The sequence below is a fragment of the Mesorhizobium sp. B2-8-9 genome (genome assembly GCF_006439475.1).
Taxonomy (GTDB): Bacteria; Pseudomonadota; Alphaproteobacteria; order Rhizobiales; family Rhizobiaceae; genus Mesorhizobium.
This window is the reverse complement of the sequence record NZ_VFTQ01000043.1, coordinates 1-15,583: the sequence shown is the minus strand read 5'-3', so window position 1 is coordinate 15,583 and position 15,583 is coordinate 1. Positions and strand designations below refer to the sequence as shown.

General features: G+C 62.9%; 22 protein-coding genes and 2 tRNA genes. 17 read left to right on the top strand and 7 right to left on the bottom strand.

Annotated elements, in window-relative coordinates; all coding sequences use genetic code 11:
- Nucleotides 1-238: 238 nt before the first annotated feature.
- Both FJ423_RS34440 and FJ423_RS34435 read left to right on the top strand, forming a co-directional pair.
- On the top strand, nt 239-454 hold the full coding sequence (locus tag FJ423_RS34440) for a LysR family transcriptional regulator (RefSeq protein ID WP_224611474.1): 216 nt from the start codon (nt 239-241) through the stop codon (nt 452-454).
- Nucleotides 455-479: 25 nt separating this feature from the next.
- Nucleotides 480-671 (top strand): hypothetical protein, encoded by a 192-nt coding sequence (locus FJ423_RS34435; protein ID WP_246680361.1) that lies wholly within the window; start codon nt 480-482, stop codon nt 669-671.
- Between the two features lie 53 nt (nt 672-724).
- Here FJ423_RS34435 and FJ423_RS30980 read toward each other — a convergent pair whose 3' ends face one another.
- The 6 genes from FJ423_RS30980 to FJ423_RS30955 form a co-directional block, all read right to left on the bottom strand.
- The gene (locus tag FJ423_RS30980) at nt 725-1,150 is read right to left on the bottom strand and encodes a DUF302 domain-containing protein (protein ID WP_224611522.1); all 426 of its coding nucleotides are present in this window, start codon (nt 1,148-1,150) and stop codon (nt 725-727) included.
- Nucleotides 1,151-1,231: 81 nt separating this feature from the next.
- Entirely contained in the window at nt 1,232-2,395 is a 1,164-nt protein-coding gene (locus FJ423_RS30975; RefSeq protein WP_246680360.1) for an MFS transporter, read from the bottom strand.
- Nucleotides 2,396-2,523: 128 nt separating this feature from the next.
- Nucleotides 2,524-3,006 (bottom strand): cupin, encoded by a 483-nt coding sequence (locus FJ423_RS30970; protein WP_140847192.1) that lies wholly within the window; start codon nt 3,004-3,006, stop codon nt 2,524-2,526.
- Between the two features lie 190 nt (nt 3,007-3,196).
- On the bottom strand, nt 3,197-4,108 hold the full coding sequence (locus FJ423_RS30965; RefSeq protein WP_140847189.1) for a LysR family transcriptional regulator: 912 nt from the start codon (nt 4,106-4,108) through the stop codon (nt 3,197-3,199).
- A gap of 204 nt (nt 4,109-4,312) precedes the next feature.
- Nucleotides 4,313-4,588, bottom strand: coding sequence for a hypothetical protein (locus tag FJ423_RS30960; protein ID WP_140847187.1), 276 nt, complete (start codon nt 4,586-4,588; stop codon nt 4,313-4,315).
- A gap of 181 nt (nt 4,589-4,769) precedes the next feature.
- Nucleotides 4,770-5,045 (bottom strand): hypothetical protein, encoded by a 276-nt coding sequence (locus FJ423_RS30955; protein ID WP_140847185.1) that lies wholly within the window; start codon nt 5,043-5,045, stop codon nt 4,770-4,772.
- Nucleotides 5,046-5,240: 195 nt separating this feature from the next.
- Between FJ423_RS30955 and FJ423_RS30950 the strand changes: the two genes are divergently transcribed.
- From FJ423_RS30950 to FJ423_RS30930, 5 genes are all read left to right on the top strand, one after another.
- A complete protein-coding gene (locus tag FJ423_RS30950; RefSeq protein WP_140847182.1) occupies nt 5,241-6,119 on the top strand; it encodes a hypothetical protein in 879 nt (292 codons plus the stop codon).
- 231 nt (nt 6,120-6,350) lie between these two features.
- Nucleotides 6,351-6,620, top strand: coding sequence for a DUF2282 domain-containing protein (locus tag FJ423_RS30945; protein WP_140700495.1), 270 nt, complete (start codon nt 6,351-6,353; stop codon nt 6,618-6,620).
- Nucleotides 6,621-6,663: 43 nt separating this feature from the next.
- Entirely contained in the window at nt 6,664-7,698 is a 1,035-nt protein-coding gene (locus FJ423_RS30940) for a DUF692 domain-containing protein (protein WP_140847180.1), read from the top strand.
- The gene (locus tag FJ423_RS30935) at nt 7,685-8,485 is read left to right on the top strand and encodes a DNA-binding domain-containing protein (protein ID WP_140847178.1); all 801 of its coding nucleotides are present in this window, start codon (nt 7,685-7,687) and stop codon (nt 8,483-8,485) included. Before FJ423_RS30940 ends, FJ423_RS30935 begins: the two co-directional genes overlap by 14 nt.
- Nucleotides 8,486-8,511: 26 nt before the next feature.
- Nucleotides 8,512-8,958, top strand: a complete 447-nt coding sequence (locus FJ423_RS30930; protein ID WP_246680366.1) for a DoxX family protein — start codon at nt 8,512-8,514, stop codon at nt 8,956-8,958.
- 133 nt (nt 8,959-9,091) lie between these two features.
- On the opposite strand, the gene FJ423_RS30925 is transcribed toward FJ423_RS30930, so the two are convergent.
- Nucleotides 9,092-9,166 (bottom strand) — tRNA-Thr (locus tag FJ423_RS30925).
- Nucleotides 9,167-9,388: 222 nt separating this feature from the next.
- On the opposite strand from FJ423_RS30925, the gene FJ423_RS30920 reads away from it, so the two are divergent.
- From FJ423_RS30920 to FJ423_RS30870, 10 genes are all read left to right on the top strand, one after another.
- Entirely contained in the window at nt 9,389-9,661 is a 273-nt protein-coding gene (locus FJ423_RS30920) for a hypothetical protein (RefSeq protein ID WP_140847173.1), read from the top strand.
- Nucleotides 9,662-9,801: 140 nt separating this feature from the next.
- Complete coding sequence (murA, locus tag FJ423_RS30915) at nt 9,802-11,094, top strand: UDP-N-acetylglucosamine 1-carboxyvinyltransferase (RefSeq protein ID WP_140847171.1); 1,293 nt, start codon at nt 9,802-9,804, stop codon at nt 11,092-11,094.
- Between the two features lie 92 nt (nt 11,095-11,186).
- Nucleotides 11,187-11,621, top strand: coding sequence for a DUF2948 family protein (locus FJ423_RS30910; RefSeq protein WP_095765704.1), 435 nt, complete (start codon nt 11,187-11,189; stop codon nt 11,619-11,621).
- 6 nt (nt 11,622-11,627) lie between these two features.
- The gene (hisD, locus tag FJ423_RS30905) at nt 11,628-12,920 is read left to right on the top strand and encodes a histidinol dehydrogenase (protein ID WP_140847169.1); all 1,293 of its coding nucleotides are present in this window, start codon (nt 11,628-11,630) and stop codon (nt 12,918-12,920) included.
- Nucleotides 12,921-12,922: 2 nt separating this feature from the next.
- Entirely contained in the window at nt 12,923-13,408 is a 486-nt protein-coding gene (locus tag FJ423_RS30900) for a UPF0262 family protein (protein WP_095765706.1), read from the top strand.
- A 42-nt stretch (nt 13,409-13,450) separates the two neighbouring features.
- On the top strand, nt 13,451-13,861 hold the full coding sequence (locus tag FJ423_RS30895) for a low molecular weight phosphatase family protein (protein WP_095765707.1): 411 nt from the start codon (nt 13,451-13,453) through the stop codon (nt 13,859-13,861).
- A gap of 198 nt (nt 13,862-14,059) precedes the next feature.
- Nucleotides 14,060-14,278 carry a translation initiation factor IF-1 gene (gene infA, locus FJ423_RS30885; RefSeq protein ID WP_006200926.1) on the top strand — a complete coding sequence of 73 codons (219 nt, stop codon included), beginning with the start codon at nt 14,060-14,062 and terminating at the stop codon, nt 14,276-14,278.
- 128 nt (nt 14,279-14,406) lie between these two features.
- Nucleotides 14,407-15,033 (top strand): Maf-like protein, encoded by a 627-nt coding sequence (locus FJ423_RS30880; protein ID WP_140847164.1) that lies wholly within the window; start codon nt 14,407-14,409, stop codon nt 15,031-15,033.
- A 13-nt stretch (nt 15,034-15,046) separates the two neighbouring features.
- On the top strand, nt 15,047-15,256 hold the full coding sequence (gene yacG, locus FJ423_RS30875) for a DNA gyrase inhibitor YacG (RefSeq protein ID WP_140847161.1): 210 nt from the start codon (nt 15,047-15,049) through the stop codon (nt 15,254-15,256).
- 165 nt (nt 15,257-15,421) lie between these two features.
- Nucleotides 15,422-15,497: transfer RNA gene (locus tag FJ423_RS30870), tRNA-Phe, on the top strand.
- Nucleotides 15,498-15,583 lie beyond the last annotated feature (86 nt).

The following is a 15,583-nucleotide window of genomic DNA, read 5'->3' as shown; positions in this document are numbered from 1 at the left end:
TTGTCCTTCCGATTGCGCTACGAGCGACGGGGTGCGGGCCGGCTCTGGATCTGACGATGAGTATGGTGAACCGCCGCAAGCTGCGGAAATGCCGTTGAGACATGGATTCGATAGCTGACGGTCAGATCGTCGGCTGTGGAGGTCGATCGACCGTTCGGGTTGTTTGACGTCAGGGCAGCTAGTAAGATTGCATGGCACCCGGGCCGTGCCGTATGCACGTCCAGTGAGGGAGCGTGCAGTGGAGATCAGCCAGGTCAAATACTTCTTGGCCGTCGCCAAGGAACTGAATTTCACGCGGGCGGCCGAGCAGTGCAATGTCACGCAGCCGGCGCTGTCGCGCGCCATCAAACTCCTGGAAGATGAATTCGGCGGGCCGCTTTTCCACCGCGAGCGCCGTTTCACTCACCCAGCCCGGTATACTGGAGCGATCGTGACGACTGGACATTGGCGATGATCGCCGCCGGGCCGGCTTCGGCTTCATGCCCGAGCATACCGCCAAGCATCCTGGCGTGGTGCCTCTGCCGATCACGGAGCCGGAATTCTGGCGGGAGGTCAATCTCGTCACGGTGCGCGGCCGCAGGCATTCGCCCGCGGTGGGCGCATTGGTGCGAGAGGCCACGCAGAAGAAATGGTTTGGCGAGCGGGCTAAAGCGTTGTCCGCCGCCGAATAGGGTCGCCGGGCAAGGCAGCATGCCTTGCGTGTCCGGGCAATGCTTTTCCGCATTCAGTTCTTCTTGACGGTTGAGGTCACCGACTGGATGACTTCCGTTGCCATCTTGAACTGCGCGGTGCGGTCGGTGATGCCGTGCCGCCTGGCGATCCAGTCGAAATCGCTGTAGGCGGCGTAAACCGAGCCGTCGGCGCTCTGGTAGACCAGCACTCTCACAGGCCAGTCGAGCCCGGCTTCGGGATTGGAGGTGATGAAGGTGGTGCCGAGCGCCGGATTGCCGAACATGACCAGCCGCGACGGCCTGACATCGTTGCCCGCATTCTTGCCAAGCTGTGCCTGGTCGATGACGCCGAAGAACTTGATGCCTTTCTTGAGCACGTCCTTCTTGATGCGGGCGACGGTTTCAGCGACGGAATAGTCGCTCTTGACGGTGACGACGCCGTCCGAAGCCGCAGCCGGGAGGGCAGCAGACATCAGCATGGCTGCGCCTGCAAACAGAGCTTTGAGATGGTTGATCATGTCGGTCTCCTTGGTTGGACAACTAAGTTTCGATTTCAGGTCTCAGGCCTTCGGCGTTTGCAGCACGCGCGCGATCGCGATCGCACTGGCGAGAACCGCGACCAGCACGATCACGCATGCGGTCCAGTCGACGCGGTCGTAGATCTGTCCGATGAGGAAGCTGCCGGCGAGCCCGCCCGCGTAGTAGGACGCGAGATAGATGCCGCTCGCGGCGGCGCGATCGCGCGACGCGGTCCGGCTGACATGTCCCGTGGCTATCGCTTGAGCCAGGAAGGTGCCGACGGCGACCAGCGCCATCCCGGCGAGGACGACCGGAAGGCTGGGTGCGAGCAGCAGAAGCAAACCGATGATCGCCGGCCCAAGCGTCGCGCCCACCCCCATTCTCGGGCCAAGGCCTGAGGCCACGCGCCCGGCGAGCGGAGTGGTCAGCATCGATGGCAAGAAGACGAAATAGACTGCGCCAAGCGCCATGGGGGTCAGCGAAAGCGGCACCGCGACAAGCTGAAAATTCACATAGGTGAACGTGCCGATAAAGACGAACAGGATCAAAAAGCCGATCGCAAAGCAGGCACGCAGCTCGGCGTTCCGCAACGGGGCTTTCCAGGCGGCGCGGGCGGGCTGACCCTCGGCGTCGGCGGGCATCATTGCCGAGGTCTTTTGCCACGTGAACCAGACAAGGGCGGCGCCGAGCAGATTAAGCGCGGCGAAGGTCAGAAAGTTGGTGGAGATGCCGAACGTGTCGGCGACGGCCGCCGACATCAACCGGCCGAAAAAGTTGCTGGCAACATTCCCCGTCACATAGGCCGCAAGCGCGCTCGTCGTCTGCCGCGCCGAAAAATGCTCTGCCAGGTAGGCCATGGTGAGCGTGAACGCAGTCGACATGCAAAGGCCTTGCACCACTCGCAGCAGTGCGAAGACCACAATATTGTCCGTCTGCGACAGCAGCGTCGTCGGGATCGCCAGGATGGCCAGGCTGATCCAGATGCCGTTGCGGCGGTCGATGCCTCGCCCAAAGAGAGCGACGGCAATCCCGGCCACTGCCATGCCGAAGGTGCTGGCGTTGACGGCAAAGCCCATGGTGGCGCGACTGACGCCGAATTTCACCACCAGCGAAGGCAGGATGGCTTGGGTGGCGAACAGATCGACGAGCGTCAGGAACGCAATCAGCGCGATCAGGCCGAAGCGCCAGCTATCCGCGGCCGCCATGCGAAGCCGCGTCGGTTCGGAATGCTCACTGGTCGTCATGACAGGCTCCGTTGCCACGTCCTCAGGCAATCACCCGAGGACGGGTTTTTGGTTTCTGATGCCGGGATATCTTCACCGCGGCGAGCGGCTTACATCATGTGGTCTTCATGCATCGCCGACGGCAGGACGTCGGCGGAATAGAGGACGGCCGGAACCTTGCCGTTGTTCTTCCACCAGTGGGCGAGCTGGCCGAACTCGGCGGTCGCGTCGCCGGCCGGATGCTCGATGCCGACCTTGCAGGTGCTGGCGTATTCAGTGATCGAGCCTTCGAGGACGATAATGTTGGCAGGGCGGACATTGTGCTCATGCCACGGCACGACGCCGCCGGGCTGAACGACGAGCTTGCGAAGGCGCAGCATGTTGCCTTTCCAGGCCTCGCCCTTGCTGCTCAGATCGATTGCGGAAAGCACCGTGTCGGTCACGCCGACCGGTTTGCTTGGATGTTCCTGGATATCGGTGGTGGCGGCCTGGCCGGCAGGGCAGTCGCCGGCGAAAGCCGGGGCCGCGGAAAGTGCAGCGGTCGCGGACAGCATGCCCAGCGCGAACGCAAGGTTGAGTTTCTTGGTAGCCATCTCGTATTTCTCCTTTGTCGGTGCCCAATCGCGGGAGGCGGGGCATGACGAGGAGAGTGACCGGAGCCTTCCCGAAAGAGAAATGCTGACTGGCTCTTAAATCGATACCTGAAAACTATCGTCGATCATCATACGGGCGCAGCAATCCGCGCCACGACAGACCATGGCGTCGGTTCTTTTCTTCGACTTGCTATGCAGCCGTTTTCCTAACCAGATCGATGCCGCTTTCCGGCCAGCTATGCGCCTTGACGCTGTTGACGAAGGTTGATGTGGCCGGCGAGAACCGGCGCCCGGCCACGACGACAAGCGATACCTCTCGCCAAACCTCCGGATCTATGACGGGCCTGACCTGCAATCCCGGGATGACGGCGCTGAACTCCGGGATGAAGCAGATGCCCAGCCCGCCGGAGACCATGTTTTGAATCCAGTCTTCGCGCTCGCTGGCGTAGGAGATCCTGAGCTTGACGCCACGTTCATTGCAAAGGCCCGCAAGATAGTCGCGATACTCGCAGTTCAGGCGTCTGAGATAGTTCTCGCCGTCGAGCTCCGAGATGGCGACATTGTCGTTTCGGGCCAGCCGGTGCCCATTGGGAAACGCGAGCACGAACCGCTCGCGATAGAGGGGCGTAACATCGAACCTTTCCGGAAAACTGTTGCTCGACGCCATGATGGCGACATCGATCTCACCCGCTTCCAGCAGCTGCGACAGGGACGCCGGCACCCCCTCGACAAGCTGCAGCTGGATGCCCTGCTGGCGCCGGTTGAAGTCCGTCAGCAGCCCGGTAAACCGCCGCGGACCGATCGTGCACATCACGCCAACCTTGAGATTTGCATTCTCCAGGCAAAGGAATCTCGACGCCTCCTGGCGAACGCCGGTCACCTCATCGAGGATCTGCTGAAATCTGGGGCGGAGCAAAGCGCCCAAATCGGTGAGGTGCGTCAGATTCCGCTCGCGGCGAAACAACAGTCCGCCGACCTCATCCTCGAGCTGCTGGATGGCGCGCGAGAGCGCCGGCTGGGTAACGTTGCACTTCTCGCCTGCGCGCGTGAAATTCCGGGTTTCGCAGACGGCCAGGAAATAGCGGATGTGATGTATGTCCATGCGGGTCGTCCCTCAACTGCATCTGCAGGCTCGAACCCTGCCGCAATGCATTCCATCACGCCAATGCACGGGGGGTATAAAGTCGATAGCAATCGGTCATGATGAGCTTCCGGCGAATGCTCTCGCTTCTCAAAAGCATGATGGCGAGCAAGCTGCTCGCCATCATGCCGCCGTCCGATGTTGCCCGAAACGGTTGTCGAGCGCTCAGTTGGCGCCGCCGAGCGCCTGGAGGTTGGCGCAGAATTCGGCGTGCGGCTTGCTCATCGCCGCATCCTGGCACTCCTTCATCATCGCGCCCTGCTTGTCCTTCGACATCGCGTCCCAGGCGGCCTTGAATTCAGCCTTGGGCTTCATCGTCTTCATGCTGGCGTCGGTGAAGAAGGGCTGCATGTTGGACGGCTCGTCGAGCGCGCCGGCGAACGCAGCGCTGCCGAGCATGGAAAGTGCAAATGCGCCGATGCAGATGGCTTTGATATTCATGGTGGGATCCTTCTCCGGAGTTGTGCAATCGCCCCTTTGACGACTGCGTTGATGACCGGCAGCATTTTGGAACTCTATTGTTCCCGCTTGCCGAGGTGGACCTTGCTTCATCCGGCGCTCAATTCGCCAATGCCATCTGCGAATGGCGTTTATGCCGGTTCTGCATTCCGGGCGTGCGCCGCTAATTGGCTCCGCCCAAAACAAGCACGTTGGCGCAGTATTGTGCGTGGGGTTTGCGCATCGCCGGGTCGTTGCACGCCTTCGTCATCTTGACCCGGTCATGCTTTGACAGAGCAAACCAGGCCTTCCTGAACCCGGCCATCGGTTTCATCGTCTTCATCGTGGCGTCTGCGTAGAAGGTCGGGAATGCAGCGAGGTCGCTGAACGGGTCGGCGGACGCCGGGCTCACGCCAAGACAAACGGCAAGCACAGCCACACAGGCAAGTTGTCTTCTCATCATTCATCTCCCTTCCAGGCGCGGCTCCGGCAACGGCGCCAGCCTGATCGGGATGAAGATTGTCGCGCGCGGGGCCAGCAGCCAATGCAATCTGCCTATGGACTTCATGCCACCTTGGCATTTCGGCTGAACAAGAAGATGCGGCAGTCTCTCTCCAATCGCCCTTGCTGGCGACCTTGGGATGGAGACCAGGCCATGCTTGCCCAGTCCGCAGTGAGCACAGTCCAATCGATCACGTCAGCGACGGATCTTGTCACGTCAGTGACGGATCCTAATGTCGAGGGCCGGACGATCGACATCGTGCTGGCAAATGACGCGCATGCCGCTTTCGTCTGGGGTGTGCTCGATCGGCTGCTGGACGAGCCGAACTGCAGCGTGAGCGGCGTTACCGCGTCGGGCTTTGCAGCGATGCAGGCGGCGGTCTTTGCTTATGGGCTGAGCGTCGGCGGAAGGCGCGGCGCGCGGACGGCGCTCGCCAATTTCTGGCGGCGCGTCAGCCATGCCTCGATGTTCGCCATCGACAGAACGAGCCTGCTTAGATCGATGCTGGAACAGTCGATCGACCTTCAGCCTATCCGCGACGAAGACTGCCCGGTGAAGCTGCGCGTCGTGGCCGTCAACGCCCGCACAGATGCGGTGAAGATATTCTCGGACGAACAATTGTCGATAAACGCGATCGTGGCGGCTGCGGCTGTTCCGTTCCTTTCGCCGGCCATTGAGATCGATGGCGATGTCTATTGGGGCGACGGCGACATCTCGCAACTGCCGCCTGCGGCGTCAATCGGAGCCTGCCATCGTGTGGTGGTCAGCGGCAAGCCGTCGATATTCATGGCGCGCTGTCCGGATCGCAGCCCCGGCGCCGCCCAATGCGTGACCGGATGCGCCCCGGTTCACAGCATCTTCGACAGCCACTATCGAGCTGGAGCTCCGCTGCTTGTGAGGCCCTGGATCGATTGGGGCGAGCTGACTGACATTCGCGACAGGGGACGGCAATGTGCCGAAGACTGGCTTGCCGCTGATCTTTCCAGCACCAACGAGCGCCCGGCCAACGACTGCAGAACCCAATACATCTAGGCGCTTTCCTCCCGCCTAGCCGCGCCTGCTCGCATACTCCCGAATGCAGGCGCCAGGCCCTCCGGTTCCCGGCCGGAGGGCCTTTTCGCGCCGCCCTCGGCACATCGTGGCCCGCTTATCAATTCCATGCCGAGACAGCATTTCAGCTCGGCATGACGATCGTGGAAACTGATCTGCAGACGGGCCTCGGGGCCGGTCTTTCCGTCGAAACGCCAACCAGGAGACAAGCCTGTGATCAACACCAAGACCCTTATCGGCTCGGCCCTCGCGGCCGCCACCTCACTCGCCGCCACGGCGGCATATAGCGGTCCCGCCGCCAAGCCCGGCTTCGCCTTCGAGAAGTGCTATGGCGTCGTCAAGGCAGGCCAGAACGACTGCCAGACTGCGACGCATTCATGCGCTGGCACTTCCACCGCCGACAACCAGCCTGACTCCTGGCTCTACGTGCCGGCCGGCAGTTGCGCGAAGATTTCCGGGGGCAGCGACAAGCCCAAGGCCTAGCCGACTTTCCACCTCGAGCAATCAGACCAGAAGGAGGAGACCGATGTCCAATATGTTTTCGCCACTCGCAATCCCCGCATCGGCGGGCATCGGTCTTCGCTCGCCCCACATCGCAGAGATGCTGACGCGGCGCCCGTCCGCAGGCTGGCTCGAGGTCCACGCCGAGAACTACATGGGCGACGGCGCGGGCGTCCAGGCGCTGGAAAGACTGCGCCAGACCTATCCGCTGTCCGTGCATGGCGTCGGTCTGTCGCTGGGCAGCGCGCAAGGCCTGGATCGCGACCATCTCGAAAGGCTGCGCAAGGTCTGCGAGCGCTTTGAGCCCGATTTGGTTTCCGAGCACCTCGCCTGGAGCGTCGCCGACGGGGCCTATCTCAACGATCTCCTGCCGTTGCGCTATGACGAAGAGGCGCTGGCGATCGTTGCCCGCAACGTCGAGACGGTTCAGGACACGCTGAAGCGACGTGTGCTGATCGAGAACCTGTCGGCCTATCTGGCTTTCGCGGACGCCTCGATGAACGAGGCCGAGTTCCTGGCGGCGCTCGTGGCGCGAACCGGCTGCGGCCTGCTGCTCGACGTCAACAATGTCCAGGTCTCCGCGCACAACCTGCAATATGACGCCAAGGCCTTCATCGACGCGCTCCCTGAGGAAGCTATCGGCGAGATCCATCTCGCCGGCCATGCGACCAACCATGTCGGAACCGACACAGTGCTGATCGACGATCATGGCTCGCGCGTGCCGCCGGTCGTCTGGGCGCTCTACCAGCATGCCGTGGATCGGCTTGGGCCGCGCCCGACATTGATCGAGTGGGACACCGACGTTCCCGTTCTCGACGTGCTGCTGGGCGAAGCGATGTGGGCCGACATGCTGACCGCATCGATCATGTTCAGCCGCAAGCAGGCGGCGCGGCGCGAGCAAATGACAGAAGCTCGCGCGACGCCGATCCGCCTCCCGATCGAAGGCGAAACGACGACCAGCATGCCCGTCCTTGCGGCGTTCGCGGCTGCCAGGACCGCGAGACCATCCATCTCCGTGGCGCTGCCTCCGCTCGAGGAGGAATACTATGCTGCCGCTTGAGCACCTGCAGACCACGATGGCGCGCTCGGTGCTGTCCACGGATCCAACAATCGCCGCGAGATTGCTGACCGCGGGCAGCGCCGATCCGCTAGGCCGCCTGCGCATCTACCAGAACAACACCCGCAGCTCGCTGACAGCGGTGCTGATGGCGGTCTTTCCGGTCACTGTTCGCCTGGTCGACGAACGTTTCTTCCGCTACGCAGCAAGCGAGTTCATTCGACGCCATCCGCCAACAGAATCGCGGCTGGCGCGCTATGGCGCCGGCTTCCCGCGCTTCCTCAAATCAACCGACACGCTGTCCGACATGCCGATCGTTGCCGAAACGGCACGGCTCGAATGGGCCATAGCCGAGGCGCTCGATGCACCTTCGTCGCAGCCCCGCAGCCTCGCCGAATACGACAACACCGAGCTCGGCCCATCGCCAGATATCGTGTTGCAGCCTTCGCTGCGGCTGATCATTTCGCACTGGTCGATCCTTTCGGTATGGACTGCGCATCAGCAGGAAGGACCCGTCGACCAGAACAGCGCCTGGACAAGGCGCCCCGAACGCGTGGCGTTGTGGCGGTCAGGGGATAACGTGCGACTTGCTCTGCTCGACCGTGCGAGCCTCGCCTTCTGGCATTCGCTGAAGCATGGTCTCGGCCTTGAGCATGCCACCGGCCGTGCGTTGGCCCTCGACCCTGCCTTCGATCTGGTTTCCGCCCTTATGCGTCTGTTCGGCGACGGTCTCGTCACCAATGTGCGCGTCGCCGCGAATTTCCTCTCAAACACATGGAGACAGTCATGAGCGCAGCATCAGAACATTCCTCATCCATGCCGGCCGGCCTTGTCGGCCTCTACAGGCGCGCCATCAAGCTGCCCGAACATATTCCATTTTCGCTGGTCCAACTCGCTGCGCGCGTGGCGGTGGCACATGTCTTCTGGCAATCGGCCCAGAGCAAGCTCGCCTCGTGGCCAGTGACGCTGCAGTTGTTCGCAAACGAATACAACCTGCCGTTCATCGATCCCTCGATAGCGGCGCCATTGGCGACAACGGCCGAAATCACAGGCTCGGTGTTGATCTTTTTTGGACTGTTCTCGCGCCTGGCGGCCCTGATGCTGCTCGGCGTCGTCTCCGTCATCCAGACCTTCGTCTATCCGGAGAACTGGGCCGAGCACCTGTTATGGGCCTCGTTGCTGCTCCTGGTGCTGACGCGCGGCGCCGGCATTTTCTCGCTCGATCATATCGCGGAGCGAAACCTTTCGGCGTCCCCTAGATGAACATCCCGACGGGTGAGGCCATCGCTTACCCCGTGCTCGCGGACTTTGACGATAGCCATGTCTTGAAATCGGCGCGAAAGACGGACGCAGACCTTTGGCGCTCAAGAGCTTCAGCAAATTCAACGGGATAGGCTGGTGCTGCGAGAGAGGATTGAACTCTCGACCTCTCCCTTACCAAGGGAGTGCTCTACCACTGAGCTACCGCAGCCTGCGATGGCGGCGCTTCTGCCATATCGAACCGGTAAGCGCAAGGCCAAGAAAAACCCAAAGCGTCGCATGTGATTCCCGCCGGCAATTATGCGGTTTGGGGCGGCATGGGCGGCTGATCCACAGGATGAACCCGACTTTCGGCCCGCTTTCATGACATGGCCGCCCGAAAATGCTAGCCATGCGGAATCGCGGCCGGCTGACCGCCGGTCAGGAATGGACGATGGACGACAAGGCAAATCCACCGAAAAAAGGCGGCGGCGAGCGCAAGGACCGGCTGGCCGAGGCGCTGCGCGCCAATTTGCAGAAGCGCAAGATGCAGGCACGTTCGCGACGGGTTGGCGACGCTAACAAGCAGCGCGCCCGCGACCGTGACAAGCAGCGCACTGGCGACGTTCACAAGCAACGCGCCGGCGACGCTGACGAACAGCGCGCTGCCGATCCCAACGATCGGCCGGAAGAGTTGCCGGCTGCAGGAAAAATGCACAAGGACTGACCAAATCAGCCATACTGGCCGGCCACAGTCGGTCCGGTTTTAGGAAAATCCTATTTCTTGAACCAAGCCGGCCAATAGTCTAAGCCGGGCACACTCAAACCGATTGAAGCGGCCTGTTCGGGCCGAGGGGACGTTTTCTCATGGATCGCATCAGAATTGTCGGCGGCAATGAGCTTGCCGGCACCATTCCGATCTCGGGCGCCAAGAACGCGGCATTGCCGCTGATGATCGCCTCACTGCTCACCGACGACACGCTGACGCTGGAAAACGTGCCGCATCTGGCCGATGTTGAGCAATTGATCCGCATCCTCGGCAATCACGGCGTCGATTATTCCGTCAACGGCCGGCGCGAAAAGCAGCAGGAAGGCTATTCGCGCACGATCAATTTTTCGGCCCGCAACATCGTCGACACCACCGCGCCTTACGAGCTGGTGTCGAAGATGCGCGCTTCCTTCTGGGTGATCGGGCCGTTGCTTGCCCGTATGGGCGAAGCCAAGGTGTCGCTGCCCGGCGGCTGCGCCATCGGCACGCGCCCGGTCGACCTGTTTCTCGAGGGCCTGCAGGTTCTTGGCGCGGAACTCGATGTCGACAATGGCTATGTCATCGCCAAGACCCGGAATGGCCGCCTCATCGGCAATCGCTACGTCTTCCCGAAGGTCTCGGTCGGCGCCACCCATGTGCTGATGATGGCGGCCTCGCTCGCCAAGGGCGAGACGGTGCTGGAGAACGCCGCCTGCGAGCCGGAAATCGTCAATCTCGCCGAATGCCTGATCGCCATGGGCGCCAAGATCCATGGCGCCGGCACCTCGACCATCACCATCCACGGCGTCGAGGCGCTGTCGGGGGCGCGCGTGCGCGTCATCCCCGACCGCATCGAGACCGGCACCTATGCCATGGCCGTCGCCATGACCGGCGGCGACGTGATGCTCGCCGGCGCTCGTCCAGACCTGTTGCAGACCGCGCTTGACGTGCTTGTCGAGACCGGGGCCGAGATCACGCCGACCAATGAGGGCATCCGCGTCAAGCGCAACGGCTTAGGCATTGCGCCGGTCGACGTGACCACCGCCCCCTTCCCTGCCTTCCCGACCGACCTGCAGGCGCAGTTCATGGGCTTGATGACCATGGCCAAGGGCAAGTCGCGCATCACCGAAACGATCTTCGAGAACCGCTTCATGCATGTGCAGGAGCTGGCACGGCTGGGCGCCCACATCACCCTTTCCGGCCAGACGGCGATCGTCGACGGCGTCGCAAGGCTGAAGGGCGCGCCCGTCATGGCGACCGACCTGCGCGCCTCGGTGTCGCTGGTGATCGCCGGCCTGGCCGCCGAAGGCGAAACCACGGTCAACCGCGTCTATCACCTCGACCGCGGCTTCGAGCGGCTGGAAGAGAAGCTCTCCGGTTGCGGCGCGGTGATCGAGCGCATTTCGGGCTGACGCTTCGCAGCATTCTTTCCCAGCGGTTGCGCCGAGCGGAAAGACCGCATAACAGAACGTTGAATTGTCAACGTTCAGGGTGCGCATTCCGCATGGCAGCTCTCAAGCTCATCGCGCTCGACGACCAGGATCTGAGCATCGTCTCGGCGCATGTCCAGGACGCCGTGATGAAGGTCTCCGACCTCGAATATCTGCCGGCGGCCAAGCGCTTCGTGCTGACCATGAACCGCTTCGTCTGGGAAGCGAAATCCGGCTTGTTCCGCCAGCACAATGAACGGCGCCAGAGCGTCTTGCATTTCGATCGCGTGCTCGGCGCCAAGACCAACGGCATTGCGCGCGATAAGCCGGCCGAGGTGCTGTCGCTGCTGGCGGTCAGCTTCATCGCCATCAGCAAGCCGGCCGGCATCGTCGAGCTGATCTTTTCGGGCGGCGGCACCATTATGCTCGACGTCGAATGTATCGAGGCCAGGCTTGCCGACATCGGCGGCTCCTGGGAAGCCACCTCGCGCCCCCTGCACAGAGGCTGAAGCGCGATGGCGATAACGCTCCGACAGCAGGACGCCGATTTCGAACAGCGTTTTTCGGCCTTCCTCACCACCAAGCGCGAGGTGTCGGCCGATGTCGAGGCCGTGGTGCGCGACATCATCGCCCGCGTGCGCGCCGAAGGCGACAAGGCGCTCGTCGATTACACGCTGAAGTTCGACAAAGCCGATCTCAACACGCTCGGCATCGCGGTATCGAAGGACGACATCGCCAAGGCCTATGAAGCGGCCGATCCGGCGACCGTCGAGGCGCTCAAATTCGCGCGCGACCGCATCCGCTCGCATCACGAGCGACAGAAGCCGAGGGACGATCGCTATACGGATGCCGCGGGCGTCGAGCTCGGCTCGCGCTGGACGGCGATCGAAGCCGTCGGCCTTTACGTGCCGGGCGGCACGGCGAGCTATCCAAGCTCGGTGCTGATGAACGCGGTGCCGGCCAGGGTCGCCGGCGTCGAGCGCATCGTCATTGTCGTGCCGGCCTCGGGCGGCGTCATCAATCCGCTGGTGCTGGTGGCAGCCGACCTTGCCGGCGTTTCGGAGATCTACCGCGTCGGCGGCGCGCAGGCCGTTGCAGCGCTTGCCTATGGGACCGAGACGATCAGGCCGGTCGCCAAGATCGTCGGTCCGGGCAACGCCTATGTCGCGGCGGCCAAGCGGCAGGTGTTCGGCACGGTCGGCATCGACATGATCGCCGGGCCGTCGGAAGTGCTGGTGGTGGCCGATGCCGACAACGACCCGGACTGGATCGCGGCCGACCTTTTGGCGCAAGCCGAGCATGATGTTTCGGCGCAGTCGATCCTGATCACCGACGAACCGGAATTCGGCAAGGCGGTCGTGCAGGCGGTCGAGCGCCAGCTCAAGGTGCTGCCGCGCGGCGAGACGGCCGGGGCCAGCTGGCGCGATTTCGGCGCGGTGATCCTGGTGCCGACGCTCGACGCCTCGCTGCCGCTGGTCGACAGGATCGCGGCCGAGCATGTCGAGCTCGCCTTCGACGACGCCGAGGTATTCCTTTCCAGGATGCGCAACGCGGGCGCCGTGTTTATCGGCCGCCATACGCCGGAAGTCATCGGCGATTATGTCGGCGGCTCCAACCACGTCTTGCCGACGGCGCGGTCGGCGCGTTTCTCGTCGGGTCTGTCCGTGCTCGATTTCGTCAAGCGCAGCTCGATCCTGAAGCTCGGCCCGGAGCAGCTCAAGGCGCTGGCGCCCGCCGCGATCGCGCTCGCCAAGGCCGAAGGGCTCGATGCCCATGCCCGCTCCGTCGCGATCAGGTTGAACATGTAACGATGTCCGGCCGCGACCAGACCCGCGACAGGCTGATCGACGTCGAGCTCGACGAATCGATCGGACGTTCGACGCCCGACGTCGAGCACGAGCGGGCCGTGGCGATCTTCGACCTCATCGAGGAGAACCGTTTTCGGCCGGTCAATGATGACGGCGCGGGTCCTTACAAGCTTAAGCTTTCACTGGCCGAGTCCCGCCTGGTTTTCGGCGTCAGCCGCGAGAACGGCGCCGAGGTGGTCACCCACATTCTGTCGCTGACGCCGCTGAGGCGCATCGTCAAGGACTACTACCTGATCTGCGAAAGCTACTACGAAGCCATCCGGTCCTCGACGCCGAGCCATATCGAGGCGATCGACATGGGCCGGCGCGGCCTGCACAATGAAGGCTCGCAGACCTTGATGGACCGGCTAGCCGGCAAGATCGAGATCGACTTCGACACGGCGCGCCGGCTGTTCACGCTGGTCTGCGTGCTGCACTGGCGAGGCTAGATCCTGGTCGCCCTGCCCCATTCGATCCTGTTTTTATGCGGCATGAACGCCGTGCGCTCGCCGATCGCGGAACAAATGGCGCGCCGCATGCTTCCCGCCACCACCTTCGTCGCTTCGGCCGGTGTGCGCGCCGGCGAGCGCGACCCGTTCGTCGATGCGGTGCTCGCCGAAGAAGGCCTGTCGCTTGGCGAGCGCCAACCCAGGACGCTGGCGGATATGGAGGACGATTATTTCGACCTGATCGTGACGCTGGCGCCGGAGGCGCATCATGCGGCGCTCGAGCTGACGCGCTCGCTGGCCGTCGAGGTCGAATACTGGCCGATGCCCGACCCCACCGACACAGGCGGCACGCGAGAGCACATCATGGCCGCCTATCGCGATGTGCGCGAGCGGCTGAAAGCGCGCATAAGCCGACGTTTTCTGCTTCCCGAGGCAAAAAACGCGGCCGATTAAGCATGTTCACAAGCGGGCGATTATCATATAGGTTCCGCCGCAAATTCCGGCCGGAGTCGGATGATTTCCGGTCGGTTCGGCCGGAAATCATCCGACTCCGGATCAAAGAACTAGAGCACGATGTTGCCCGAAAACCGCTTGACACTTTTCGGCATCATGCTCTAGGCGCCGGAACCGCCATCCAAGCAAAGGTATCGAATGCCGAAGGAAGAAGTCCTCGAGTTTCCAGGTGTGGTCACCGAACTGCTGCCCAATGCGATGTTCCGGGTGAAGCTCGAAAACGAACACGAAATCATCGCCCACACGGCCGGCCGCATGCGCAAGAACCGCATTCGCGTGCTGACCGGCGACAAGGTCCTGGTCGAGATGACGCCCTACGACCTGACCAAGGGCCGCATCACCTATCGCTTCAAGTAATCATCTAGCGCGGACCCAGAGCCGGATGATTTCAGGTCTGTTCGACCCGAAATCATCCGGCTCCAAATCAGGGAGTGGAGCATGATGTCGTCCGAAAACCGCTTCACACTTTTCGGCATCATGCCCCCATGAGCATTCTGCAGAAGCTGGTGCTTGCCTCTGGTTCGCCGCGCCGCATCGAACTCTTGCAGCAGGCCGGCATCGAGCCCGACCGGGTGCTGCCCGCCGATGTTGACGAGACGCCGCTGCGCGCCGAGCATCCGCGCTCGCTAGCCAAGCGCCTTTGCAAGGACAAGGCCGAGAAGGCGCTGGCCTCGCTGAAGAGCGAGGAGGACTATGCGCCAGCCTTCATCCTCGCCGCCGACACGGTGGTGGCGGTCGGACGGCGCATCCTGCCCAAGGCCGAGACGATCGACGACGCCGTCAATTGCCTCGGCCTGCTTTCCGGCCGCTCGCACCGGGTCTATTCCGGCATCTGCCTGATCACGCCCGGCGGCAAGCTGCGCCAGCGGCTGGTTGAGACAAGGGTGCGCTTCAAGCGGCTGCCGCGCGAGGAGATCGACGCCTATGTCGCGTCGGGCGAGTGGCGGGGCAAGGCCGGCGGCTACGCCGTGCAGGGCCTGGCCGGCTCCTTCGTCGTCAAGCTGGTCGGCTCCTACACCAACGTGGTCGGCCTGCCGCTCTACGAGAGCGTGGCGCTGCTTTCCGGCGAAGGCTTCAAGGCGCACCAGCACTGGCACGCCGCGCGCCCATGAGCATAGTCCACACATGAGCTCGGGCGACAAGGTAACGCCGCTGAGGCCGAAACGGCCCTGCCCCGAATGCGGCAAACCGTCGGTGCGCGAGCATTATCCGTTCTGCTCGGCGCGCTGCAAGGACATCGACCTCAACCGCTGGCTGAAGGGCGCCTATGTCATTCCCGGCCGCGACGGCGAAGAGGAAGAAGACGACAGCCCGACGCCCAAGGACGAGCCGTAAGCGCAGCCGGCGACCGGTTGTTTTCCAGCGATTTTTCTTTCCTGACGAAATCAACACCTAGGCGCTGGACAGGCAAGATTCCCGTGCTATAACCCACGCGCTTTCAAGGGGCGCCGCCTGGCGCCTTCGTGAAACCCGGCGGGCGCATCCCGTTAGCCGGCACAGGCCCAGATAGCTCAGTTGGTAGAGCAGCGGACTGAAAATCCGCGTGTCGGTGGTTCGAATCCGCCTCTGGGCACCATTCCCTCTTGGTCCGTTCCGGACACATAGGTTACGGTTTATACCGGAGACATGGGTAACACTTTTGGCCCGAAGGGGTTGTGGAGT

Bases quoted from the DNA above. Each gene is read 5' to 3' on its own strand.
- FJ423_RS34435 (WP_246680361.1), top strand. From the start codon at position 480: ATGCCCGAGCATACCGCCAAGCATCCTGGCGTGGTGCCTCTGCCGATC.
- FJ423_RS30980 (WP_224611522.1), bottom strand. From the start codon at position 1,150: ATGCTGATGTCTGCTGCCCTCCCGGCTGCGGCTTCGGACGGCGTCGTC.
- FJ423_RS30975 (WP_246680360.1), bottom strand. From the start codon at position 2,395: ATGGCGGCCGCGGATAGCTGGCGCTTCGGCCTGATCGCGCTGATTGCG.
- FJ423_RS30970 (WP_140847192.1), bottom strand. From the start codon at position 3,006: ATGGCTACCAAGAAACTCAACCTTGCGTTCGCGCTGGGCATGCTGTCC.
- FJ423_RS30965 (WP_140847189.1), bottom strand. From the start codon at position 4,108: ATGGACATACATCACATCCGCTATTTCCTGGCCGTCTGCGAAACCCGG.
- FJ423_RS30960 (WP_140847187.1), bottom strand. From the start codon at position 4,588: ATGAATATCAAAGCCATCTGCATCGGCGCATTTGCACTTTCCATGCTC.
- FJ423_RS30955 (WP_140847185.1), bottom strand. From the start codon at position 5,045: ATGAGAAGACAACTTGCCTGTGTGGCTGTGCTTGCCGTTTGTCTTGGC.
- FJ423_RS30950 (WP_140847182.1), top strand. From the start codon at position 5,241: ATGCTTGCCCAGTCCGCAGTGAGCACAGTCCAATCGATCACGTCAGCG.
- FJ423_RS30940 (WP_140847180.1), top strand. From the start codon at position 6,664: ATGTCCAATATGTTTTCGCCACTCGCAATCCCCGCATCGGCGGGCATC.
- FJ423_RS30935 (WP_140847178.1), top strand. From the start codon at position 7,685: ATGCTGCCGCTTGAGCACCTGCAGACCACGATGGCGCGCTCGGTGCTG.
- FJ423_RS30930 (WP_246680366.1), top strand. From the start codon at position 8,512: ATGCCGGCCGGCCTTGTCGGCCTCTACAGGCGCGCCATCAAGCTGCCC.
- FJ423_RS30920 (WP_140847173.1), top strand. From the start codon at position 9,389: ATGGACGACAAGGCAAATCCACCGAAAAAAGGCGGCGGCGAGCGCAAG.
- murA (WP_140847171.1), top strand. From the start codon at position 9,802: ATGGATCGCATCAGAATTGTCGGCGGCAATGAGCTTGCCGGCACCATT.
- FJ423_RS30910 (WP_095765704.1), top strand. From the start codon at position 11,187: ATGGCAGCTCTCAAGCTCATCGCGCTCGACGACCAGGATCTGAGCATC.
- hisD (WP_140847169.1), top strand. From the start codon at position 11,628: ATGGCGATAACGCTCCGACAGCAGGACGCCGATTTCGAACAGCGTTTT.
- FJ423_RS30900 (WP_095765706.1), top strand. From the start codon at position 12,923: ATGTCCGGCCGCGACCAGACCCGCGACAGGCTGATCGACGTCGAGCTC.
- FJ423_RS30895 (WP_095765707.1), top strand. From the start codon at position 13,451: ATGAACGCCGTGCGCTCGCCGATCGCGGAACAAATGGCGCGCCGCATG.
- infA (WP_006200926.1), top strand. From the start codon at position 14,060: ATGCCGAAGGAAGAAGTCCTCGAGTTTCCAGGTGTGGTCACCGAACTG.
- FJ423_RS30880 (WP_140847164.1), top strand. From the start codon at position 14,407: ATGAGCATTCTGCAGAAGCTGGTGCTTGCCTCTGGTTCGCCGCGCCGC.
- yacG (WP_140847161.1), top strand. From the start codon at position 15,047: ATGAGCTCGGGCGACAAGGTAACGCCGCTGAGGCCGAAACGGCCCTGC.